Source organism: Enterobacter sp. BRE11 (assembly GCF_031844285.1).
Taxonomy (GTDB): domain Bacteria; phylum Pseudomonadota; class Gammaproteobacteria; order Enterobacterales; family Enterobacteriaceae; genus Pantoea.
The window spans coordinates 30,406-52,555 of the sequence record NZ_JAUZUX010000008.1; the positions used below are offsets into that span (position 1 = coordinate 30,406).

General features: G+C 59.2%; 19 protein-coding genes and 4 tRNA genes. 7 read left to right on the forward strand and 16 right to left on the reverse strand.

Going from position 1 to position 22,150, the window contains the following annotated elements; genetic code table 11:
• Positions 1-52 precede the first annotated feature (52 nt).
• Positions 53-676, forward strand: coding sequence for a homoserine/homoserine lactone efflux protein (rhtB, locus tag Q9R34_RS09880; protein ID WP_033754609.1), 624 nt, complete (start codon positions 53-55; stop codon positions 674-676).
• A gap of 137 nt (positions 677-813) precedes the next feature.
• On the opposite strand, the gene rhtC is transcribed toward rhtB, so the two are convergent.
• The 3 genes from rhtC to pldA are packed head-to-tail and all read right to left on the reverse strand — an operon-like array spanning position 814 to position 4,177.
• Positions 814-1,437: a threonine export protein RhtC gene (gene rhtC, locus Q9R34_RS09885; protein ID WP_485893357.1), complete on the reverse strand. Its 624-nt coding sequence runs from the start codon at positions 1,435-1,437 to the stop codon at positions 814-816.
• Between the two features lie 12 nt (positions 1,438-1,449).
• Positions 1,450-3,279, reverse strand: coding sequence for an ATP-dependent DNA helicase RecQ (gene recQ / locus Q9R34_RS09890; protein WP_485893358.1), 1,830 nt, complete (start codon positions 3,277-3,279; stop codon positions 1,450-1,452).
• A gap of 25 nt (positions 3,280-3,304) precedes the next feature.
• On the reverse strand, positions 3,305-4,177 hold the full coding sequence (gene pldA, locus Q9R34_RS09895; RefSeq protein WP_434126567.1) for a phospholipase A: 873 nt from the start codon (positions 4,175-4,177) through the stop codon (positions 3,305-3,307).
• A gap of 186 nt (positions 4,178-4,363) precedes the next feature.
• Here pldA and Q9R34_RS09900 point away from each other — a divergent pair, with 186 nt between their 5' ends.
• Positions 4,364-4,834 carry a thioesterase family protein gene (locus Q9R34_RS09900; RefSeq protein ID WP_434126569.1) on the forward strand — a complete coding sequence of 157 codons (471 nt, stop codon included), beginning with the start codon at positions 4,364-4,366 and terminating at the stop codon, positions 4,832-4,834.
• A 47-nt stretch (positions 4,835-4,881) separates the two neighbouring features.
• Positions 4,882-5,790: an EamA family transporter RarD gene (gene rarD, locus Q9R34_RS09905; protein WP_485893361.1), complete on the forward strand. Its 909-nt coding sequence runs from the start codon at positions 4,882-4,884 to the stop codon at positions 5,788-5,790.
• A 174-nt stretch (positions 5,791-5,964) separates the two neighbouring features.
• On the opposite strand, the gene corA is transcribed toward rarD, so the two are convergent.
• The 8 genes from corA to Q9R34_RS09945 all read right to left on the reverse strand — a co-directional run bounded on the left by corA (position 5,965) and on the right by Q9R34_RS09945 (position 15,552).
• Positions 5,965-6,918, reverse strand: a complete 954-nt coding sequence (corA, locus tag Q9R34_RS09910) for a magnesium/cobalt transporter CorA (protein WP_033754593.1) — start codon at positions 6,916-6,918, stop codon at positions 5,965-5,967.
• Between the two features lie 297 nt (positions 6,919-7,215).
• Positions 7,216-9,378, reverse strand: coding sequence for a DNA helicase II (uvrD, locus tag Q9R34_RS09915; RefSeq protein WP_434126572.1), 2,163 nt, complete (start codon positions 9,376-9,378; stop codon positions 7,216-7,218).
• Positions 9,379-9,476: 98 nt separating this feature from the next.
• The gene (gene yigB / locus Q9R34_RS09920; protein WP_434126574.1) at positions 9,477-10,193 is read right to left on the reverse strand and encodes a 5-amino-6-(5-phospho-D-ribitylamino)uracil phosphatase YigB; all 717 of its coding nucleotides are present in this window, start codon (positions 10,191-10,193) and stop codon (positions 9,477-9,479) included.
• Positions 10,190-11,092 carry a tyrosine recombinase XerC gene (gene xerC, locus Q9R34_RS09925; RefSeq protein WP_485893364.1) on the reverse strand — a complete coding sequence of 301 codons (903 nt, stop codon included), beginning with the start codon at positions 11,090-11,092 and terminating at the stop codon, positions 10,190-10,192. The genes yigB and xerC overlap by 4 nt, the downstream gene beginning before the upstream one ends.
• Entirely contained in the window at positions 11,089-11,793 is a 705-nt protein-coding gene (locus Q9R34_RS09930) for a DUF484 domain-containing protein (protein ID WP_434126576.1), read from the reverse strand. Before Q9R34_RS09930 ends, xerC begins: the two co-directional genes overlap by 4 nt.
• Positions 11,790-12,614 carry a diaminopimelate epimerase gene (dapF, locus tag Q9R34_RS09935; RefSeq protein ID WP_434126578.1) on the reverse strand — a complete coding sequence of 275 codons (825 nt, stop codon included), beginning with the start codon at positions 12,612-12,614 and terminating at the stop codon, positions 11,790-11,792. The genes Q9R34_RS09930 and dapF overlap by 4 nt, the downstream gene beginning before the upstream one ends.
• Positions 12,615-12,643: 29 nt before the next feature.
• Positions 12,644-12,862 (reverse strand): LPS translocon maturation chaperone LptM, encoded by a 219-nt coding sequence (gene lptM, locus Q9R34_RS09940; RefSeq protein ID WP_485893553.1) that lies wholly within the window; start codon positions 12,860-12,862, stop codon positions 12,644-12,646.
• A 131-nt stretch (positions 12,863-12,993) separates the two neighbouring features.
• A complete protein-coding gene (locus Q9R34_RS09945) occupies positions 12,994-15,552 on the reverse strand; it encodes a class I adenylate cyclase (RefSeq protein ID WP_485893366.1) in 2,559 nt (852 codons plus the stop codon).
• 318 nt (positions 15,553-15,870) lie between these two features.
• On the opposite strand from Q9R34_RS09945, the gene hemC reads away from it, so the two are divergent.
• From hemC to hemY, 4 genes are read left to right on the forward strand one after another with little or no spacing between them, the layout of a single operon-like run.
• Positions 15,871-16,812 (forward strand): hydroxymethylbilane synthase, encoded by a 942-nt coding sequence (gene hemC / locus Q9R34_RS09950; RefSeq protein WP_485893368.1) that lies wholly within the window; start codon positions 15,871-15,873, stop codon positions 16,810-16,812.
• Complete coding sequence (gene hemD, locus Q9R34_RS09955; protein WP_434126584.1) at positions 16,809-17,549, forward strand: uroporphyrinogen-III synthase; 741 nt, start codon at positions 16,809-16,811, stop codon at positions 17,547-17,549. The genes hemC and hemD overlap by 4 nt, the downstream gene beginning before the upstream one ends.
• Before the next feature lie 24 nt (positions 17,550-17,573).
• Complete coding sequence (hemX, locus tag Q9R34_RS09960) at positions 17,574-18,707, forward strand: uroporphyrinogen-III C-methyltransferase (protein WP_485893370.1); 1,134 nt, start codon at positions 17,574-17,576, stop codon at positions 18,705-18,707.
• Between the two features lie 4 nt (positions 18,708-18,711).
• Positions 18,712-19,908: a protoheme IX biogenesis protein HemY gene (hemY, locus tag Q9R34_RS09965; RefSeq protein ID WP_485893372.1), complete on the forward strand. Its 1,197-nt coding sequence runs from the start codon at positions 18,712-18,714 to the stop codon at positions 19,906-19,908.
• A gap of 865 nt (positions 19,909-20,773) precedes the next feature.
• Here hemY and Q9R34_RS09970 read toward each other — a convergent pair.
• From Q9R34_RS09970 to wecG, 5 genes are all read right to left on the reverse strand, one after another.
• Positions 20,774-20,850, reverse strand: a tRNA-Pro gene (locus Q9R34_RS09970).
• A 25-nt stretch (positions 20,851-20,875) separates the two neighbouring features.
• Positions 20,876-20,962, reverse strand: a tRNA-Leu gene (locus Q9R34_RS09975).
• Positions 20,963-20,978: 16 nt separating this feature from the next.
• A tRNA-His gene (locus tag Q9R34_RS09980) sits at positions 20,979-21,054 on the reverse strand.
• A 94-nt stretch (positions 21,055-21,148) separates the two neighbouring features.
• Positions 21,149-21,225: transfer RNA gene (locus Q9R34_RS09985), tRNA-Arg, on the reverse strand.
• A gap of 159 nt (positions 21,226-21,384) precedes the next feature.
• A complete protein-coding gene (wecG, locus tag Q9R34_RS09990; protein WP_485893373.1) occupies positions 21,385-22,125 on the reverse strand; it encodes a lipopolysaccharide N-acetylmannosaminouronosyltransferase in 741 nt (246 codons plus the stop codon).
• Positions 22,126-22,150 lie beyond the last annotated feature (25 nt).

A 22,150-nucleotide genomic window follows, 5' to 3' on the forward strand; every position in this document is an offset into this window, starting at 1 on the left:
CTTGTTTCTGGCGTATTGTGTCATATTTCCGCCCAGACAGGGAGCGCAACCCATGACCACTGAATGGTGGCTGACCTACCTTCTCACCACCACTATCCTCAGCCTCTCGCCCGGTTCCGGCGCGATTAATACCATGAGCACCGGCATCAGCCACGGCTATCGCGGCGCGGCGGCCTCAATCAGCGGCCTGCAGCTTGGCCTGGCGATTCATATTGTGCTGGTGGGGATCGGGCTGGGCGCGCTCTTTTCCCAGTCGCTGCTGGCGTTTGAAGTACTGAAGTGGGCGGGCGCGGCCTATCTGGTCTGGCTCGGCATACAGCAGTGGCGCTCTGCGGGCGCGATCGATCTTGATGCGGTGGCGAAAGCGACGCCGCGCCGCCGCCTGTTCAAGCGCGCGGTGCTGGTGAACCTGACCAACCCGAAAAGCATCGTGTTCCTTGCCGCGCTGTTTCCGCAGTTTATTTTGCCGCACCAGCCGCAGGCGATGCAGTACCTGGTGCTCGGCGCCACCACTATTGTCGTCGATATCATCGTGATGATTGGCTACGCCACGCTGGCGACGCGCATTGCGGCCTGGATCAAGGGACCGAAGCAGATGAAGCTGCTGAACCGGATCTTTGGCGGACTGTTTATGGCGGTAGGCGCGCTACTGGCCAGCGCCAGAAGAATCGCTTAAGGCAGTAAGCGCCGATGCTTAAGGCCGTCGGCGGCGCAGCCAGATTGCGGGCGGACAGCGCGCAGTCACCGGAGCGTACTACAGTACGTGAGGATGACGAGCACTGCCCAACCGCAAGCTGGCAAGTAAGCCAGGCCTTAACGAGAAATGATAAGGTGGATGCCGAAACCGGCGAATAATACACCCGCTACGCCATCGACCCACTTCGCCGCGCGCTGATACTTATCACGCATCCACGGCAGCGCGAAAATCGCGGCGACCAGTGTGAACCACGCAAAGGTCTCGCCGACAATCAGCAGAAACAGGCCCCAGCGCTCCAGCGCGCCGACGTCGTTGCCGACAAAGAGCGAGAAGACGCTGCCGAAATAGATAATTGCTTTCGGGTTCGACAGATTGGTGAGAAAGCCTTTCAGAAAGCTTCTGCCCTTTTTCGGCAACTCCATCACCGGCGCATCCTGCTCCGGCTGCTTATGACGCTGACGCGCCGAGCTGAGCAGCTGCCAGCCCATCCACAGCAGATAAAGACCGCCGCCAACCATGATGATCTGATGCAGCCACGCCATCTTCTCCAGGATCAGGTGAAGCCCCATCAGCGCGACGCCCGCCCAGATAACGATCCCCAGCGTAATGCCGAGCACGCCCATCATCGCCTCTTTGCGCGAGCGGCTGGCCGCGGTTTGCGAAACAAAAAAGAAGTCCGGCCCGGGACTCATCAGCGCGACCAGATGCACCAGCGCAACCGTGGCAAATAACATCAGCATAGGTAGTGTCCTTTACTCTTCATCATCAAGATGCTCTTTGATCATCACCAGGAAGGGTTTGCCAAAGCGCTCCAGTTTACGATGGCCGACGCCGTTGACGCTCAGCATCTCCGACGCCGTTACCGGCATCTGCTCCGCCATCTCAATCAGCGTGGCGTCGTTAAACACCACGTAAGGCGGGATATTCTCTTCGTCGGCAATCGCTTTACGCAGCTTACGCAGCTTGGCGAACAGCTTGCGATCGTAATTGCCGCCGTAAATTTTCGGCGCGCTGCTGCTTTTCGGCTTCGCCGCGTTAAGGCGCGGCACCGCCAGCATCAGCGGCACTTCACCACGCAGCACCGGACGCGCCGCTTCCGTCAGCTGCAGGGCGGAGTGCATGGCGATATTCTGCGTCACCAGCCCAAGGTGGATAAGCTGACGCAGCACGCTGACCCAGTGTTCGTGGCTCTGCTCGCGGCCGATGCCGTAAACCGGCAGTTTGTCATGGCCCTGGTCGCGGATGCGCTGGTTATTGGCGCCGCGCAGCACCTCGACCACATAGCCCATACCGAAACGCTGCCCGACGCGATAGATGCAGGAGAGCGCTTTCTGCGCCTCCACCAGGCCATCATAACGCTTTGGCGGATCGAGACAGATGTCGCAGTTGTCGCACGGCTGCTGACGCCCTTCGCCGAAGTAGTTCAGCAGCACCAGACGTCGGCAGGTTTGCGCTTCGGCGAAGGCGCCCATGGCGTTGAGCTTATGACGTTCAATATCCTGTAGCGGGCCGGGCGCTTTCTCTTCCAGACATTTGCGCAGCCACGCCATATCCGCCGGGTCGTAGAGCATCATCGCTTCGGCCGGCAGCCCGTCACGTCCGGCGCGACCGGTTTCCTGGTAGTAGGATTCAATATTGCGCGGGATGTCGAAGTGCACCACAAAGCGCACGTTGGGCTTGTTGATGCCCATGCCGAACGCCACCGTCGCCACCACAATCTGCAGGTCATCGCGCTGAAACGCCTCCTGCACCCGGGCACGCTGTGCGCTGTCGATACCGGCATGATAGGCGCCGACGCTCAGCCCGCGGCTCTGCAGACGCGCGGCGGTGTCTTCCACCTTCGCGCGGCTGTTGCAGTAAATAATGCCGCTTTTGCCGCGCTGATCCTGAACGTAGCGCAGCAGCTGCTCGGTGGGCTTGAACTTCTCTACCAGCGTATAGCGAATGTTAGGGCGGTCAAAGCTGCTGATCTGAATCAGCGGGTCCTGCATATTGAGCAGGTGAACGATGTCGTTGCGCGTGGTTTCGTCGGCGGTGGCGGTCAGCGCCATAACCGGCAGCTGCGGGAAACGCTGACGCAGCTGCCCCAGCGCGCCATACTCCGGCCGGAAGTCGTGGCCCCACTGCGAGATACAGTGCGCCTCGTCGACCGCCAGCATCGCAGGCTGCCAGTGCGCCAGGCTCTCAAGGAAGTTATCCATCATCAGACGTTCTGGCGCGATATAGAGCAGCCTGACGCGGCCAGTGCGGCAATCCGCCATCACCTGCTGCTGCTGCTCGCGCGTCATGGTGGAGTTGAGGCACGCCGCCGCGACGCCGTTCGCCAGCAGCTGATCTACCTGATCTTTCATCAGCGAAATCAGCGGCGACACCACCAGCGTCAGGCCTTCCTGCACCAGCGCGGGGATCTGATAACAGAGCGATTTGCCGCCGCCGGTAGGCATTACGACCAGACAATCCCGCCCGCTCAGCGCCGCATTGATGATGGTTTGCTGACCGGGACGAAAATGCTGATAGCCGAAGGTATCCTGCAATACCTGCTGCGCCAGCGCCTCCTGATTATGTACTACCGAGATTGCCACTGTATTCCTGTTGTTTTCCGGAGAGTCAGAACAGATCGTTCAGCATGACGCCGACGCCGAGACGCGTCTGACGATGGTTATAGTCGATAAGCGACTCGCCATAACCGCTAAACACCTGGGTATAGAAACGAACGTGTTCGCTGATGGGATAGCTCCAGCCCAGCGTCGCGCCGCCAAAACCGGTATTCCAGTTGTAGTTGCCTTCCACGCTGAAGATATTCTCGCCGGCAACATAGCCCAGCTTCAGACGGTAATAGCCCATATATTTGGTGATATCCGGGTTATCGTCTTCGCTGTCCGGTATGCGGTACCAGGGTTTGACTTCGGCGAGGAAGTTGCCGTTCTGCGCCATCAGGCGCGCGTAAACGCGGTTCCAGCTGCGTGAAGTCGGGTCGCTGCGGCCGTTGGACTGGTGATTAAAGCCCATTTCCACATCGCGCAGCGTCCAGCCGGCGAAGTCGTAATCCGTGGCCCAGCCGAGGAAAATCTGCGGCTCGTAGTTGGTCTCGCGAAACGGCGACGACTCGCCGCGGTTCGACAGCTGCCACCAGGAACGCTGCGTATAGGAGGCGGCCAGCACGGAGTTGTCACCCAGAATACCGCGCCACAGCGGAAATGCCAGACTGAGCTGAAATTTCACTTCATCTTTGCGCGCGTTGTCCGCCCAGTTATAGGAGGAGATCGCCTCTTTATTGATGTCGCTGGTGTAGGTATAGAGCAGATAGTTGCTCTCATACGGATAGAGCACAAACGGATTGTCGTGCTTCTCCAGCAGGTTGGCGATAATGCTGCCGCGCACCTGAGGGGTATCATGGACCTCTTTTACGGTGGCTTCCTCTGCCTGCGCGAGCGCAGGGAGTAACAGGGCGGCTGCTAACAAGGCGCGATGCTTGCGCATAACTTTCTCCGATGAAGGCTGCGTGTCAAATGAATGGGGAGTCATAAAAAGGAGGCCATTCTACACGCAAAAGGCGGTGAAGATGAGCGCTGATTTCCGAAACTGGAAACCCTCTCGCGCGCGGCATAGAATACACAACTCGTTAACATTTCACGCCGTCCAGGGCGTATTCGCAGGATTGCCGCTATGTCATCACTGCTGCTGTCTCAGCAGGAAGCCCGCCAGAGGGTGGGCGAAATTTTTGTTTACCATATGCCCTTCAATCAGGCACTCGGCCTGGAGCTGGATCGGCTGGAGAGCGACTATGCCGAAATCAGCTTCGCCAATAAAACCATGCTGGTCGGCAACGCGGCACAACAGATTCTGCACGGCGGTGTTATCGCCTCGGTGCTGGACGTCGCCGCCGGAATGGTCTGCGTCAGTAACGCCCTGACGCGCGCAGAGAGCATCAGCGAGGAGGAGCTGCGTCAGCGCCTGTCGCGCATGGGCACCATCGATATGCGCGTCGATTACCTGCGGCCCGGCCGCGGCGAGCGCTTTACCGCCACCAGCAGCCTGCTGCGCGCCGGTAACAAAGTGGCGGTAGCGCGCGTTGAGCTGCATAACCAGCAGGGCGACTATATCGCCACGGCGACGGCGACCTATTTGATTGGTTAATCGCGCACGCCGTGCGAAAATCGACTTTTTCCGGACGCTTTCTCTCTATGGATACGCAACAAACCCGCCAGGGCATTGGCTTCGCGCTCGGCGCCTACTTTATCTGGGGCATCGCCCCGGCTTACTTCAAGCTGGTAAAAGCCGTGCCGCCGACGGAGATCATGACGCACCGCGTCATCTGGTCGGCGCTTTTTATGCTGGTGCTGATTAGCCTGAGCCGTAGCTGGGCGCAGGTGCGCAGCGTGCTGGCGCAGCCGAAGAAGGTGCTGCTGCTGGCGCTGACCGCCGTGACGATCGGCGGCAACTGGCTGCTGTTTATCTGGGCGGTGAATAATCAGCATATGCTGGAAGCGAGCCTCGGCTACTTTATTAACCCGCTGATTAACGTGGTGCTCGGCATGCTGTTTCTGCGCGAGCGCTTTCGACGGCTGCAGTGGCTGGCGGTGCTGCTGGCGGCCATTGGCGTGCTGGTGCAGCTGTGGCAGTTCGGCTCGGTGCCGCTGATCGCCCTCGGCCTGGCGCTGAGCTTCGCCTTTTACGGGCTGGTGCGCAAAAAGATTCAGGTCGATGCGCAGAGCGGCATGCTGATTGAGACGCTGTGGCTGTTTCCGCTGGCGGCGATCTATATTTTTGGCGTCGCTGATACGCCGACCAGCCATCTGAGCGCCAACCCGCTGAGCCTTAACCTGAAGCTGGTGGCGGCGGGCATCGTGACGACGATTCCGCTGATGCTGTTTGCCGCCGCCTGCACGCGGCTGCGCCTCTCCACCGTCGGCTTTTTTCAGTATCTCGGCCCGACGCTGATGTTCCTGCTGGCGGTGCTGTTTTACGGCGAAACCATTACGCCCGACAAGATGGTGACCTTCGCCTTTATCTGGCTGGCGCTGGCGGTATTTATTTTTGATGCGGTGGTGGCGACGCTGCGTAGCCGACGCGCGATAAAGCGGACTGCTTAGTCTGTTAGTTTGGTGCCTGCGCGCATGGCCTGGCCCGATCGCAAAGTCGCTTTACGCATCCCTGCTCGCTCGGCCCGCGACATCCTTGTCGCGGGACGCTTTGCTCTTCGGGCCAGGCCATTCGCTAGTTAACGTCTCTGCGGCCTGTAAGATTAGGCCGTGCGGTTTGAGACGTTACAGCCAGTTCTTGCGTTTGAAATAGAGATAAGGCGCCAGGCCGGCGAGGATCATCAGGCCAATCGCCGCTGGATAGCCAAAGCTCCACTTCAGCTCCGGCATAAACTCGAAGTTCATCCCATAGCTCGAGGCCACCAGCGTTGGCGGCAGAAACACCACCGACACCACCGAGAAGATCTTGATAATGCGGTTCTGCTCGATGTTGATAAAGCCCATCGCCGCCTGCATCAGGAAGTTAACCTTCTGGAACAGCGATTCGTTATGCGGCAGTAGCGACTCGATATCGCGCAGGATCTCGCGCGCCTGCTCCAGCTGATTGTTGGGCAAACGCGCCTTGCGCACCAGGAAATTAAGCGCGCGCTGAGTATCCATCAGGCAGAGACGCACCTTCCAGCCGATATCCTCCAGCTCGGCGAGACGCGACAGCGCCTGGTCATACTCCTCGCCCTGCTGCCCCTCCATAATCACGCGGCTGAGCTTCTCCAGCGCGCTATAGATATTCTCGATCTCATCCGCCAGCTGCTCGATTTTGGTTTCGAACAGATCCAGCAGCAGCTCAAAGGCGTTGCCGTCGATCAGCGTCTGATTGCGGGCGCGCATGCGGTAAAGGCGAAATGCAGGCAGCTCGCGCTCGCGCAGGGTATAGAGCCGTCCTTCGCGAATGGTGAAGGCCACGGTGGAGTTGCCGGCGTGATCTTCCGCATCTTCATAAAAGAAGAAAGAGTGAATATGCAGCCCGTCTTCATCTTCGAAAAAACGCGCTGAGGCTTCGATATCCTCCAGCTCGGGACGCGTTGCCAGGCTTTGCCCCAGTTCGCTCTGCACGCGGTCGCGCTCGCCCTCTTCCGGCTCGATCAGATCAACCCACACCGACGTGGTCAGTTTGTCGTTTTCGTCTTCCAGCTCCAGACGCGTCAGGCGGCTGCGATCCAGTTTAAATGCGCTCAGCATAGCAATACTCCCCATTGCAGACTTAATGGGACAAGGCCGTTGGCCGATCGGCCACGGCAACGCCTGAACACGGAAACGCTCGTTCAAAAGGTGAATCAGTGCTGACTCGTGCGACGGGATAAAAAAGGGAGGTCGCTGATAACCGCTAAGGCTACCCGCTAAAAGAGGAAGCCTTAGATGTTATTCCTGGTAACCAGGTGACTAAGCCAGCATCGACTGGGCGTATCCAAGGCGTTGTCCTCTCTTGATAATAGTGCGCGCATGTTACGCTGAGACGAAAAAGTCGTCAACCGGTGACTAAGCGGTTTCCAGCTTCGCATAGGCGGCCACCAGCCACTTGATGCCCTGGCCCTGGAACGCCACCTGCACGCGGCTGTGCTCGCCGCTGCCTTCCAGGTTGATGATGGTGCCTTCGCCGAATTTCGCATGCTTCACGCGCTGACCCAGCGAGAAGCCGCTGTCGCTTTTCGCGATCGGCGCGCCCATGCGCTGATGGCTGACCGGCCGGCTGACGCTGGCACGCAGGCGCACCTCTTCGATGCACTCTTCCGGCAGTTCGCCAATAAAGCGCGACGGCCGGTGATAAACCTCTTTGCCATAAAGCCGCCGCGACTCGGCGTAGGTCAGCGTCAGCTTCAGCATGGCGCGCGTCACGCCGACGTAGGCAAGACGCCGCTCCTCTTCGAGACGGCCGCCCTCATCAATCGACATCTGGCTTGGAAACATTCCCTCTTCCATGCCGACGATAAAGACCTGGCTAAACTCCAGACCCTTCGCCGAGTGCAGCGTCATCAGCTGCACCGCATCCTGCCACTTATCGGCCTGGCCTTCGCCCGCTTCCAGCGCGGCATGTGACAGGAACGCCTGCAGCGGCATCAGATCTTCGTCTTCGTCCTGATAGCTGAACTGGCGCGTCGCCGTCACCAGTTCCTCCAGGTTTTCGATGCGCGCCTGGCCTTTTTCGCCTTTCTCCTGCTCATACATCACCCACAGGCCGGAATCTTTAATGACGCGGTCGGTCTGCACGTGCAGCGGCATCTCGGCGGTTTCGCTCGCCAGCGAATCGACCAGCTCGCAGAAGCGCTGCAGCGCAGAGGCCGCGCGCCCCGCCAGCGCTTTGGTTTGCAGCAGTTCGCGCGTCGCCTGCCACAGCGTCATCTGGCGTTCGCGAGCGGTCTGACGCACCACGTCGAGGGTACGATCGCCCACGCCGCGCGTCGGGGTATTTACTACGCGCTCGAAGGCGGCATCGTCGTTGCGGTTGGCGATCAGGCGCATATAGGCGAGCGCGTCTTTGATCTCCTGACGTTCGAAGAAGCGCATGCCGCCGTAGATGCGATAGGGCATGCTGCTCTGCAGCAGCGCCTCTTCCAGCACGCGCGACTGGGCGTTGCTGCGGTAGAGAATGGCGCAGTCCTGCAGGGCGTTGCCGTTCTCCTGCCAGGTTTTGATGCGGTTGACCACAAAGCGCGCTTCGTCCAGCTCGTTAAAGGCGCAATAGATGGAGATAGGATCGCCGTCGCTGCCGTCGGTCCACAGCTCTTTGCCGAGACGGCCATTGTTGTTGGCGATCAGGGCGTTGGCCGACTTCAGAATATTGTTGGTGGAGCGATAGTTCTGCTCAAGGCGAATGGTTTCCGCCGCCGGGAAATCCTGCAGGAAGCGCTGGATGTTCTCGACCTGCGCGCCGCGCCAGCCGTAGATCGACTGGTCGTCGTCGCCGACGATAATCACCCGGCCGCTGTCGCCCGCCAGCATGCGGATCCAGGCGTACTGAATGTTGTTGGTGTCCTGAAACTCATCCACCAGAATATTGCTGAAGCGCTCGCGATAGTGGTTGAGAATATGCGGCTTATGCAGCCACAGCTCATGGGCGCGCAGCAGCAGCTCGGCGAAATCGACCAGTCCAGCACGATCGCACGCTTCCTGATACGCCTGATAGATGCGCAGCCAGGTCTGCTCCACCGGATTGCCGTAGCTTTCGATATGTTTCGGGCGCAGCCCTTCATCTTTTTTGCCGTTGATGTACCACATGCCCTGACGCGCGGGCCACTGCTTCTCATCCAGATTCATCGCCTTGATCAGGCGCTTCAGCAGACGCAGCTGATCTTCGCTGTCGAGGATCTGAAAATCCTGCGGCAGGCCGGCATCAAGATGGTGCGCGCGCAGCAGGCGGTGGGCGAGGCCGTGAAAGGTGCCGATCCACATGCCGCCCTGGCTGGTGCCGATCAGCTGCTCGATACGGTGACGCATCTCCGCCGCCGCTTTATTGGTAAAGGTCACCGCCATAATTGAATAGGGCGAGCAGTTCTCTACCGAGAGCAGCCAGGCGATGCGGTGCACCAGGACGCGCGTTTTTCCGCTGCCTGCGCCTGCGAGCACCAGCAGGTTGCTGCGCGGCGCCGCTACGGCTTCGCGCTGTTTGTCATTCAAACCGTTGAGCAGATCAGAAACGTCCATAGGCACCGTTCACTAAAGAAAACAAAAAGCGAACCCTGAATCATTCGGCTTGCAGCAAGCGGCATGACTCAGGGTACGACTGGATAAATCCACAGCCATTATAACAGTGAGGTCAGGGATGCCAATCGCGAAATTTCCACGTGCGGCACCAGACGCGCATCGGCCACCTGCATCAGGTTGCCGCCGCGCAGGTTGATCCAGCACGCCTGCATGCCGCAGCGCAGCGCGCCAGCCACGTCGGTGGTGAGGTCATCGCCCACGTGCAGAATGTGCTCCGGCGCGATGCCGAGCCGCTGCGCGGCGAGATGATACATATCCTGATAAGGCTTCGCGCGGCCATCCGGCCCGGCGCGCAGCGCGAACTGGAAATAGTCGGCGATGCCGAGCTGCTCCGGGCGCGCGTTGCCGTTGGTGATCGCCACCAGCGGCACTTTTTCGCCCAGCGCCTTCAGTGTCTGATGCGTCTCTTCCGGCATCTCTACCTGACTGCGCCAGTGGTGAAAGACGCCCATGATGTCGTCTGCACCCGCCGCTGCTTCCTGCGCGGAGAGCCCGGCGTTCAGCAGCGCCAGCTCGACCGAGCGACGACGCCACTCCGATACGTCGTGATAAATATCAGGCTCGCGCGCCAGCAGCTCGTCGCGCAGCCGTTGGTAATCGAGCGGCGTAAATTCGCGCAGCGACGGATGATAAGCCTGCAGCGCCGCATGCGATTCGGCGGTGGTTTTGCGGATCACCGGATAGTTGTCGTAAAGCGTATCGTCGAGATCGAAAGTCATCGCCTTCACGGCGCGTAGCGGACGGTAAAACTTCATTCGTTCTTTCCTCGTTTGGCGCGGGGATGCGCAGCGTCATACACCGTTGCCAGATGCTGGAAGTCGAGATGGGTATAGATCTGGGTGGTCGAGAGATTGGCGTGGCCCAGCAGCTCCTGCACCGCGCGCAGATCGCCGCTCGACTCCAGCAGATGCGTGGCGAAAGAGTGGCGCAGCTTGTGCGGATGAATATGGCTGGCGACGCCCTGCTTCACGCCCCATTCGGCGAAGCGCTTTTGCACGTTGCGCGTTGAAATGCGGCGTCCACGGCTGGAGAGAAACAGCGCGTCATCCTCGCTGCCAAAGGCGGCGCGCAGCGGTAGCCACTGTTCCAGCCAGGTGACGGCGGTGCGCCCAATCGGCACGCGGCGCTCTTTGCTGCCTTTGCCCACGACCCAGACCTCGCCCGCGTCGAGGTCGACGTGGCGGCAGTCCATATTTACCAGCTCCGACAGGCGCAGTCCGCCGCCGTACATCACCTCCAGCATTGCGCGGTCGCGCACCGCCAGCGGATCGTTAAGGTCGATCTCCAGCAGCTGATTCACTTCGTCGACGTCGATATTCTTTGGCAGATGACGCGCGTTACGCGGCGTGGTGATCCCTTTGGCGGGATTGGCGGAGAGTTTGCCCTGGCTGACCTGCCAGTCGAGAAAGCTGCGCAGCGCTGACAGACGCAGCGCGAGGCTGCTGGCGCCTAATCCGGCGCGACGGCTGCGCGACGCCATGCTGCGCACCTGCGCCGGCTCCAGCTGCGCCCAGCTCTCCAGCTTCATCTCTTCGGCCATCTCGCTCAGCGTCGCCAGCTGGCGCGCATAGTTTTCCTGCGTCAGCGGGCTGAGCTGACGCTCGACCTTAAGGTAGCGCAGGAATTCATCAACGGCGGCCTGCAGCGCGCTCATGCGCGTTCCACCCACCGCGACAGCAGCCCCGGCATCATCTGCGCCAGGTGCTGCAACAGCAGCGTGCCCATGCCGGCCTGATAGTGCTGGCTGTCACGGCTGCTAAAAATCAGCACACCCAGCTCGCCGCGCTCGCCCATCAGCGACATCGCGACCGAGCCGATCGCTTTAGCCTGCGGCAGCAGCAGCAGCAGTTCGGGGCCGTTCAGGCTGCCAAGAAAATGGTGCTGCTGGCCGAAGCGCTGGATGCGCAGCGGCTCAAACGCCTGGCGCGCCAGGCTGAGCTGCACAAATTCTGAAGGCGCGCCCAGCCGCCATTTGTCGGCAAAAAGGCGCAGATTGGCGCCCGCCAGCCCCAGATCGCGCGCCCAGCGGTGCAGGCGGTTGAGCATCTCCTGCAGCGAATCGGCCGCCGCCAGATGCCCCTGCAGCGCCAGCAGCCGATCGAACAGCTCATGGTTGGCGCTGGCCTGCTCCATCAGCAGGGTGATCTCCTCTTCCAGCCGCTGGATATGGTTGCGCTGACGCGCCATATGCCACTCCACCAGCGACACGCTGCCGCGCACCGGATGCGGCACCGCCATCTGTTCGACCTGACGGGCGTTGCGAATAAAGAAATCAGGATTTTGCTGCAGATAATCGTTAACGGCCTGATCGTCCAGCAGGATCGTGCTGTCAGCCTGCTCTTCGATATTTTTCATAGATGAATAAACCCATCGTAAACGTGTGTGGCGGGTCCGGTCATAAACAGCGGCTGACCGGCTCCTTTCCAGGCGATGTGCAGCGTGCCGCCCGGCAGATCGACGCGCACCTTTGGCGCCAGAATACCCTGCTGAACGCCGCAGGCTACGGCGGCGCATGCGCCGCTGCCGCACGCCTGGGTTTCGCCCGCGCCACGCTCGTAGACGCGCAGGCGAATGTGCTCCGTCGATACCACTTCCATAAAGCCGACGTTGACGCGTTCAGGAAAGCGCTCATGGCTTTCCAGCGCCGGGCCGAGGGTCTCGACTGCGGCGGTCTGCACGCTGTCGACCTGGATCACGCAGTGCGGGTTGCCCATCGACACCGCGCCAAACATGACGGTCTGTTCGGCGACGCGCAGCAGATAGAGATTTTCCGCTTTATTCGCGCGGAACGGCACCTGCTGCGGCTCGAAACTGGGCTCGCCCATATTGACGCGCACCAGTTCGTCCGGCGTCACGCTCAATACCATGCGTCCGGTTTGCGTGCTGACGCGGATTTCGCTTTTGTTGGTCAGTCCTTTCAGCCTGACGAAGCGGGCGAAGCAGCGCGCGCCGTTGCCGCACTGCGCCACTTCGCTGCCGTCGGCATTGAAGATACGATAGTGGAAATCGAGATCGGGATCGTAAGGCGGCTCGACGATCAGCAGCTGATCGAAACCGATCCCCAGATGGCGATCCGCCAGCCGGCGAATCAGCTCCGGCGAGAAAAAGACGTTTTGCGTCACGGCATCCACAACCATGAAATCGTTGCCGAGTCCGTGCATTTTGGAGAACTGCATTTTTTGCTCCGCCGGGTGCGCCATTACAATTATTCTGCTGACATGCTGGCGTTGCCGCCGCTCACCAGTCCATTCGTGTCTGCCTGAGCCGCACGCTGTTGCTGCTGGTTTTTCTGCTGCTCAGCTTGCTGGGGAGTTTGCGTTTTTGGCTGGTCAGCGGGCGGGAAGTAAAGCGGTCCTTTTAGTCCACAGCCTGCCAGGCTCGTCAGCGCCAGCGCCATTGCCAACAGGCTTTTTACTCTCTTCATCTCTTCTGCTCTTTTGTCCTTAACCTGGTTGCTTATCATCGCAGTTGAAGATGGAAAAGCAACAGGAAATCCCCGCAATTCGCGTGCGCGCGACGGCGTTCTAAGGAAAGGGCCGCGCGGGGAGCGCGGCGTCAGTGCGCCTGGTAGCGCGGCTGGTAGTCGCCGTTGTCGTTATCCGGCTGCGTGGCGCAAAGCTGGGCCAGCGTCTGGCTGCGGAACGGGATCACCTGGAAGCGGTCGCCGGTATTGACGATCTGGTAGAACTGCGGCAGGTTGAAATTGATAAAGCTGGAGCCGTAGGTAAAGCGATCGTGTGAAGAGGAGTAAAAGCGGCTGACGTCGCGCACCAGCTCCTCTTTGCTGCCTTCGCAGTGGTGATAGACCTCGACGCGGTTAGTTTCATCCAGGATATAGATGTTGAAACCCTGCTCGTCGGTGGTGTCTTCGAAGAAGAACTGAATGATCCCTTCGCTGGCGTAGCCATTCACTACCGGCGGCAGCGGCGTCTGGTTCGATTCTACTTTGATCGACAGGCCATGCAGCTTGTTGTTGGAGATCGCGCCGTAGAACTCCACCGCGTTTTCCAGCTTCTGCACCGACACGCTCATGCGCTCGAAGAAAAGTCCCCACGTCTGGCCCGCCATGCGCAGCGCTTTAAAACGGCCCGGCTCCTGACGCGTGCTGGAGAGGCGCAGCTCAATGCATTCGGAGACCAGCTGCTGAACGCGCGTGCGGATCAGTCCGCGCAGATGCTGGCTGTAACAGAAGACTTCCACCGTGTCCGGCGGCGAAGCGTCCTGATGCATTTTGCCCAGAATGGTTTTCAACGCCTCGATCATCGCCTGCTCACCGCTGAAGTGCAGCGTGCGCACTTCGTTCCACGAGTTGCGATAGAGCAGATCAATGCTGCCGATCAGGCACTGCTGCTGCTGGCCGAAGCTAAAAACGTCAAGCTTGCGGAAATCGAAGTGCACCACCTGATTGCGGAAAGCGGAGGTCGGGTCGTGCTCGAGGTTGACGATAATTGCCAGATGACGGATTTCGCACGGGCTGTAGAGCGCTTTCGGCGTCGGCGCAGGCAGACGCAGCGGAAAGTGCGACGAAACGTCGTTTACCAGCTCCTGCAGGCGCGCCAGATCGCAGATCTCATTGCCTTTGATATGCAGGCGCGTTCTGCTGGTCAACAGGCCGTTGAACCAGGCCCAGGCCACCAGCTTATTCAGATAGCGGTTATATTCCAGCGGCTGATGGCTGATGATCGAGCTCATATCCGGCGCCTGGTTATAGAGATACCAGCCTGAACGGTTGGCGCGTCCCGCCGGCACATGAATAAAGGTCAGATTCTCTTCCGAAAGGTCGGGCGAAATCTGCGGGTTGACCAGCGTGACCTTGCCCGGCAGCGCTTCAAACGCAGCGTACAGTTTACGCGTCAGCACGCCGATATCCTGCGGACTCGCGCTGACGCTTAAATTGTTGCGGCGGGCAAAGCGGATCAGGTTGCGATAGCTCTGCATCATCGCATCCAGCAGTTCGTTATGCGCCTCGCGTACGCGCTCGATTTTCCAGCCGCTGCGGTTGTCAAGAATCGCCAGTTTTTCCTCGTCCCAGCCCCACTCTTTCACCAGCTGCGACAGGATTTCGCGTCGCCAGCCCGAGCGGCTGCTGGTTTCGTCGGCGCTCAGCTTTTCGCACACTTTCAGGTAGAAGCAGCGGCGCACCAGGTCGAGGCGCGGCCGATCGTCCACGCTGGTCAGGTAGTGCGTCACGCGCTCCAGCATCATGCAGTAGGGATCGAGGCCGAAGCTGACGATTTCGCCATCGTGCAGGCGCTGTTTGATATCCATCGCCAGCAGTTGGGTATTGGGATACTCCCAGCTGTAGGCTTCCAGCAGCAGGGTTTTCAGCACCGCTTTATAGGGCGAGTCGATACTTTTATAGAGCTGCCACAGGCTGGCGCCGAAATACTCTTCCGCCGACAGCGTGCCTAGTCCGCCGAGATCGAGCCACTCGTTAGGCGTCAGTACGCCCTGCGCGTAGAGCGACATCACATAGTCGTCGTAGTGATGTTCTTCCTCGCACGGCACCATATTCCACAGGATGCGTTTGCCCGCCATGCGCACGGCGGTACGGTAGAATTCGTCCAGCAGCAAAATATGCTGCGTCGAGCCGCAGTCTTCTCCGCCGAGACTGCCGCTTTCGTTATGGCGGAAGCGGTTTTCATCAATCAGGAAGAAGCTGACCTCTACGCCCATCGATACGCACCACTTCTGCAACAGCGTGCATTTGCGCTGCAGATTGAGGCGCTCTTCGTTATCCAGCCAGGACTGATGGCAGACCCAGATGTCCAGGTCGGAGACGCTGTTCTGCCCAACCGATGAGGTGCTGCCCATGGAGTAGATGCCGGTAATCGGCATTTCGCCAGTGGGCGATACGTCCAGCGTCAGCTCGCGGCTGCCCGCCAGTTCACGCATCAGCAGAAGCTGGTTTTCTTCAGGCGTGAAGAAGCTGATGCCGCGGGGAACGTTACCGTCGAAGTAACCCGGCATCAGCGGATGATGATAATGTAATAAGGTCGGCAGCAGACTGTATACGTGCTGGAAAGCAGGTCCCATCGCAGCCAGCGCACGATCGACACGCAGCTGATTAATGGCATCCAGTCTCTGTTTCAGTGTCTCAATGTAGAGGTACAAGACGTTTCGCCTGATTGTTCCAGTGATTAAGCAACCTGTTTCCTCAATCCGCCGCTTTATAATCAAAAAAAGTTGGACGAATTATTGCTGGAAACGTGATCAATCTAACACCTGGCAGATTGACCGTAAAGAAAGTTGCGCTACTTAACAGTTTAGCACGTTCCTGTTCGCTTCCTGCGCTTTCGGACATCGGTGCCCGCTCTGTCTCCTTTTTACCGACCAATCTCACCGCCAGCCCGGTCAAATAATCCGTTGAAACTGTCAGCCATCAGCCGACAATGATAGGATATTCAGTGAACGATCAAAATGGTTAACAGCATGTTAGACAAAATTTTCAGAATTGCTACAAGACAAAGTCCTCTCGCACTCTGGCAGGCACATTATGTCCAGCAACGCCTGATGGCCGCGCATCCGGGCCTGCGTGTAGAGCTGGTGCCTATGGTTACCAAAGGCGACGTCATCCTCGACACGCCGCTGGCGAAAGTCGGCGGTAAAGGACTCTTTGTCAAAGAGCTTGAGCTGGCGATGCTGGAAGATCGCGCCGATCTCGCGGTCCATTCAATGAAAGATGTACCGGTCGCCTTCCCCGAAGGATTAGGGCTGGTCACGATTTGCGAGCGCGAAGATCCGCGCGACGCCTTTGTCTCAAACCACTACGACTCGCTTGACGCGCTGCCGCAGGGCGCGGTGGTTGGCACCTCCAGCCTGCGCCGTCAGAGCCAGATTAGCGAACGCCGTCCGGATCTGGTGATCCGCTCGCTGCGCGGCAACGTCGGCACGCGTCTGTCGAAACTCGATGCCGGCGAGTATGACGCTATTATTCTGGCGACCGCCGGGCTGAAGCGTCTGGAGCTGGAGTCGCGCATTCGTCAGCCGCTGCCGGCGGAAATCTCGCTGCCCGCCGTCGGCCAGGGTGCGGTTGGCATCGAATGCCGTCTCGACGACAGCGAACTGATTCATCTTCTCCAGGCGCTCAACCACGACGATACCGCCGTCTGCGTTAAAGCCGAGCGCGCGATGAACACCCGGCTGGAAGGCGGCTGCCAGGTGCCAATCGGCAGCTTCGCGCTGCTGGAAGGTGACCAACTGTGGCTGCGTGGCCTGGTCGGCGCGCCGGACGGCAGCGTGATGGTGCGCGGCGAACGTCGCGGCCCGCGCGCCGAGGCGGAAGCGATGGGCATTTCTCTCGCCGAAGAGCTACTCGGCAAGGGCGCGCGCGACATTCTGCGTGAGGTCTACCAGGGGCAGCCGCCGGTATGACTATCCTGGTCACTCGCCCGGAACCTGCCGCCAGCGCGCTGGTGACTCGCCTGCGCGGCCTTGGCCGTCAGGCCTGGAGCCTGCCGCTGATCGAGTTTGCGCCGGGCAGCGACCTCGATCGTCTGCCGCAGCAGCTTGCCACACTACGCGCGGGCGACCTGGTTTTCCTGCTTTCTCAGCAGGTGATCCACTTCGCGCAGCCTGCGCTAGCCCGTCATCACACAGCGTGGCCTGCGGACGTAGACTATTATGCAATTGGTCGCAGCACCGCGCTGGCGTTTCATACCGCCAGCGGTCGCCACGTCGATTATCCGCACGCGCAGGAGACCAGTGAAGCGCTGATAAGCCTGGCAGCGCTACAGCGCGTATCCGGTAAGAAAGCGCTGATTTTACGTGGAAATCCGGGACGGGAACTGCTGGCGGAAACGCTGACCGCTCGCGGTGCAGAGGTCTCATTTAGCCAGTGCTATCAGCGCTGCCAGAAGCGCTACGACGGCCCAGTTGAAGGTCGACGCTGGCGCAACCGCGGCATCACAACGCTGGTGGTCAGCAGCGGTGAAATGTTACAACAGCTGTTTTCTCTGTTCCCCGCGATCGATCGCGAGGAATGGTTATTGCGCTGTCGACTGGTTGTCGTCAGTGAACGTTTGGCTACGCTTGCCGGAGAACTGGGCTGGCAGGATATTCAGGTAGCTGATGGTGCCGATAACGACGCGCTGCTGCGCGCGTTACGCTGAACTTAATCATGGGATGTGCCACAGATGACGGAACAAAAAGCGACCTCCGCCACGGTTGAAGAGACTACGCCAGCGGCAGACACTTCGCCCTCTTCTCATCCGCAACCGCCGCGCGACAAAAAGAGCGGCGGCATGGTGCTGGGCGCGGTGGCAATTGTCATCGCCCTTGCGACCGGCGCGGGTTTATACCTTAACGGGAAACATCAGGCTGAACTTCAGGCGCAGGCGAATCAGAGTCTGAGCGACAAGCTGAACGCCTTGCAGCAGCAAGCGGGCAGCGACAAACAGCAGCTGACTCAGCAGCTCAGCAGCGCGCAAAGCGCCCTGAATGACGCGCGTACCCAGCAGGCCGCCACGGCGAAAGAGCTGGAAGCCCTGCGTGAAAAAGTCGCGACCATTTCCAGCAGTGACGTAAATGCCTGGCTGGTATCGCAGGCTGACTACCTGGTGAAACTGGCGGGCCGCAAGCTCTGGAGCGATCAGGACGTCACCACGGCGGCAGCGCTGCTGAAAAGCGCCGACGCCAGCCTGGCGGATATGAACGATCCCAGCGTCACCAGCGTGCGTCGCGCGCTCACGCAGGATATCAGCACCCTTTCTTCCATCAATCAAATTGATTACGACGGCATTATTCTGAAGCTCAACCAGCTCTCTAACGGCGTCGATAACCTGCGTCTGGCGGATAACGACAGCGACGACGCGCCGATGGACAGCGACGGTGGCGAGCTGACCTCTTCGCTGCGCGAATGGCGTCAGAACCTGGTGAAAAGCTGGCATAACTTTATGGATGACTTCATTACCATCCGCCGCCGCGACAATACGGCGCAGCCGCTGCTGGCGCCGAACCAGGACGTTTACCTGCGCGAGAACATCCGCTCGCGTCTGCTGATCGCCGCGCAGGCGGTGCCGCGTCATCAGGACGAAATTTATAAGCAGTCTATCGACACCGTGTCTAGCTGGGTGCGCGCCTGGTATGACACCAACGATCCTGCAACCAAAGCCTTCCTGGCGCAGCTGGATGAACTGAGCCAGCAGAGCATCAATATGAATCTGCCGGACAGCCTGGAAAGCCAGCCGCTTATCGATAAGCTGATGCAGACGCGCGTGCGCACCCTGATTGCGCAGCCTTCCGTTGCCGCTGACCAGCAAGGGGGCTAAGCGCATGCTTAAGGTATTTATCCTGTTTATCCTGCTGATCGCCGGTATTGTGGTCGGTCCGATGATTGCCGGCCATCAGGGCTACGTGCTGATTCAGACCGATAACTGGAATATCGAAACCAGCGTCACCGGTCTTGCGATCATTCTGATCGTTAGCCTGCTGATTATTCTCGGCGTCGAATGGCTGCTGCGTCGTCTGTTTCGCACCGGCGCCCGTACCCGCGGCTGGTTTACCGGCCGTAAACGCCGTCGCGCGCAGCGTCACACCCAGACTGCGCTGATGAAGCTGGCTGAAGGCGATCACCGCCAGGTAGAGAAGCTGCTGTCGAAAGATGCCGATCACGCTGACGTGCCGGTGGCCAACTATCTGCTGGCCGCCGAAGCGGCGCAGCAGCGCGGCGATGAGATCCGCGCCAACCAGCATCTGGAGCGCGCCGCCGAACTCTCCGACAACGACGTGATTCCGGTTGAGATCACCCGCACGCGCATTCTGCTGGCGCGCAATGAAGATCACGCCGCGCGTCACGGCATTGACCGCTTGCTGGAGGTTGCGCCGCGCCATCCGGAAGTGCTGCGCCTGGCGGAGCAGGCTTACGTGCGCACCGGCGCTTGGAGTTCGCTGATTGATATTCTGCCAGCAATGGAAAAATCGCAGGTAGGCGATGAAGAGCATCGCGCCCGTCTGCAGCAGCAGGCGTGGCTGGGCCTGATGAATCAGGCGATGGCCGATCAGGGCAGCGACGGCCTGAAGCGCTGGTGGTCAAACCTGAGCCGTAAAACGCGTCAGCAAACGGCGCTGCAGGTCGCGATGGCAGACCACCTGATTGAGTGCGACGATCATCAGACCGCGCAGGATATCGTGCTGGAAGGGCTGAAACGCCACTATGACGATCGTCTGGTGCTGCTGATGCCGCGCATCAAAAGCAGCAACCCGGAAGCGCTGGAGAAAGCGCTGCGCCAGCAGATCAAGCAGCATGGCGCGACGCCACTGCTGCACAGCACGCTGGGGCAGTTGCTGATGCGCCATGGCGAATGGCAGCAGGCCGTCGAAGCGTTCCAGCAGGCGCTGGCGCAGCGTCCCGATGCATTCGACTATGCGTGGCTGGCGGATGCTTACGACCGTATGCATCGTCCGGAAGAGGCAGCGAAAATGCGCCGTGAGGGCTTACTGCTGACGCTGAAAAACAACCCGAATGCTTAATGTTGTTGTTACTTGTTTACGCCGGGCTTGCCCGGCTTTTTTTTACCTGTTTTCAGGACAAAAAAATACCTGCCAGAGGCAGGTATAAGATCAGGTCGGTAAGACAACCCTGAGGTATCCGACTCAACGGTGTGTCTGTTAATCCTGTAAGGCGTGAGCGATACAGGCAGGCAGACAACGGATACCCAAAAGTGGCTCTGCGTCATTCCCAGGTTTATGCAGCATCAGCAGACATAAGAGGTGGAATGAGCATCTACGCGCTAAGTATTGCACAGAGCGTGCCAGGCTGCAGAAAATAGATTAAATTCTTTATTTTCATAAGGATAGATTATTACGCCATCCTCTGGCGCGCCGGTCTTGTCTGCCTTAGACGACAACCGGCCCGCTTGCTGTCTCTTTTTAGAGACGATGAAAGATCACTATCATTAATTCATTTAAAATCAACTACTTAATAGTCTCCAGATAGAGACAATCCTTATCTGTGTCAATTCCACACAGGCGATGATGTTTAAAAGTGAGTAACGTAAAGCGCCTATCGACAGGGATAGAGCCTGCTCAGCTATTCAGACAGGCAGCTCATTAGATGAAACGCGGATGGCATGGATGGAAGAGCAAAGCGTCCCGCGACAGAGACAAAAACGCCGGGAGCGTTTTTAAACAGCGCGTAGCGTTGGCCCGTTTACGGGCGCACCTCAGGGATGAGGTGCGTACTCGCGCGGGCCGAGCGCGCAGGGATGCGTACAGCGACGTTGCGATCCGTCCATGCCATCTGCGTGAGCACTCAAATCCACAGTGCCGGCTTTTTTAACGATGCTTATTTCCTGCAGACGAAAAAAAACCTGCTTTTTCAAGCAGGTTTATAAAATGGTCGGCGAGAGAGGATTCGAACCTCCGACCCACTGGTCCCAAACCAGTTGCGCTACCAAGCTGCGCTACTCGCCGATAATTTTTATTGTTTTGTTTTGCCTGGTGCGAAGAGAGGGACTTGAACCCTCACGTCCGTTAAGACACTAACACCTGAAGCTAGCGCGTCTACCAATTCCGCCACCTTCGCGTATCCCAGCAAAATCTGGGGTGGCTAATGGGACTCGAACCCACGACAACTGGAATCACAATCCAGGGCTCTACCAACTGAGCTATAGCCACCACAATTCGTTATGTTGCAAGCCACCGACCTACACCATGTAACTCTTTACTAACGCGGTAATGTAACCACCGCAGCTCCTGCGCACAAACTAAATGGCGCGCCCGACAGGATTCGAACCTGAGACCTCTGCCTCCGGAGGGCAGCGCTCTATCCAGCTGAGCTACGGGCGCGTAGCGCCGTTGCGGATGGGCATACTACGGACTTGGGGTGATGCTGTCCAGTGCTTTTTTAATAAAAAAACGCGTTTGATTACGCTTTGTGCATTTCGTCGAGTAATGCAGCACTCTGGCTGTTTATGCAGCGAAAAAAGGCCGCAGTAATCAGTAATATCAGAGATCGCCGCGCCAGTGATAGCGCAAATATTTAAGCAACTTTAGCTGGCGACGCAGCCGGCTGGGCTGTCGAATCAAACGATAGAGCCATTCCAGCCCCAGACGCTGCCAAATCTTCGGCGCGCGCTTCACGTGGCCGGTAAACACGTCATAGGTGCCGCCTACGCCCATATAGAGCGCGTGCGGCCAGCGCGCGCGACAGTCGCGCATTAACAGCTCCTGGCGCGGCGAGCCCAGCGCAACGGTCACGATACGCGCCCCGCTGGCGGCGACGCGGGTAAAAAGCGCATCGCGGTCGGCAGGCGCGAAATAGCCGTCCTGCGCGCCGACGATATTCACATTCCACTGCCGACGCAGCTTATCGCAGGTTTCATCCAGCACCGTCTGACGTCCGCCGATTAAAAACACCGGCGTGCTCTGCCGTCCGGCGCGCTCCATTAACGCCTCCCATAAGTCGGCGCCCGCAATACGCTGCACCTCGGCCTGGGGATACTTTTTACGAATGGAGCGCACGATGCTGATGCCGTCGGGGTATTTGAATTCCGCCTCCTGCAACAGCGCGCGCAGCGCCTCGTCGTGCTCCGCCGTCAGCATCTTCTCGGCATTGAGCGCCACTAGCGTTCCGCTGCGCGCCGTCTCGCCCGGCAGCAGAAAATCCACAAAGGCGGACATACTGTCGAAACCATACAGCGACACGCCGCGAATCTCATACTGCGGCGCTTCCGGTAACCTTGTCATGGTTGAGTTCTATCTTCCTGTTATG

Excerpts from the sequence above, each read along its gene's own strand:
- rhtB (WP_033754609.1), top strand. The coding sequence starts at position 53 with ATGACCACTGAATGGTGGCTGACCTACCTTCTCACCACCACTATCCTC.
- rhtC (WP_485893357.1), bottom strand. The coding sequence starts at position 1,437 with ATGCTGATGTTATTTGCCACGGTTGCGCTGGTGCATCTGGTCGCGCTG.
- pldA (WP_434126567.1), bottom strand. The coding sequence starts at position 4,177 with ATGCGCAAGCATCGCGCCTTGTTAGCAGCCGCCCTGTTACTCCCTGCG.
- Q9R34_RS09900 (WP_434126569.1), top strand. The coding sequence starts at position 4,364 with ATGTCATCACTGCTGCTGTCTCAGCAGGAAGCCCGCCAGAGGGTGGGC.
- rarD (WP_485893361.1), top strand. The coding sequence starts at position 4,882 with ATGGATACGCAACAAACCCGCCAGGGCATTGGCTTCGCGCTCGGCGCC.
- corA (WP_033754593.1), bottom strand. The coding sequence starts at position 6,918 with ATGCTGAGCGCATTTAAACTGGATCGCAGCCGCCTGACGCGTCTGGAG.
- uvrD (WP_434126572.1), bottom strand. The coding sequence starts at position 9,378 with ATGGACGTTTCTGATCTGCTCAACGGTTTGAATGACAAACAGCGCGAA.
- yigB (WP_434126574.1), bottom strand. The coding sequence starts at position 10,193 with ATGAAGTTTTACCGTCCGCTACGCGCCGTGAAGGCGATGACTTTCGAT.
- xerC (WP_485893364.1), bottom strand. The coding sequence starts at position 11,092 with ATGAGCGCGCTGCAGGCCGCCGTTGATGAATTCCTGCGCTACCTTAAG.
- Q9R34_RS09930 (WP_434126576.1), bottom strand. The coding sequence starts at position 11,793 with ATGAAAAATATCGAAGAGCAGGCTGACAGCACGATCCTGCTGGACGAT.
- dapF (WP_434126578.1), bottom strand. The coding sequence starts at position 12,614 with ATGCAGTTCTCCAAAATGCACGGACTCGGCAACGATTTCATGGTTGTG.
- lptM (WP_485893553.1), bottom strand. The coding sequence starts at position 12,862 with ATGAAGAGAGTAAAAAGCCTGTTGGCAATGGCGCTGGCGCTGACGAGC.
- hemC (WP_485893368.1), top strand. The coding sequence starts at position 15,871 with ATGTTAGACAAAATTTTCAGAATTGCTACAAGACAAAGTCCTCTCGCA.
- hemD (WP_434126584.1), top strand. The coding sequence starts at position 16,809 with ATGACTATCCTGGTCACTCGCCCGGAACCTGCCGCCAGCGCGCTGGTG.
- hemX (WP_485893370.1), top strand. The coding sequence starts at position 17,574 with ATGACGGAACAAAAAGCGACCTCCGCCACGGTTGAAGAGACTACGCCA.
- hemY (WP_485893372.1), top strand. The coding sequence starts at position 18,712 with ATGCTTAAGGTATTTATCCTGTTTATCCTGCTGATCGCCGGTATTGTG.
- wecG (WP_485893373.1), bottom strand. The coding sequence starts at position 22,125 with ATGACAAGGTTACCGGAAGCGCCGCAGTATGAGATTCGCGGCGTGTCG.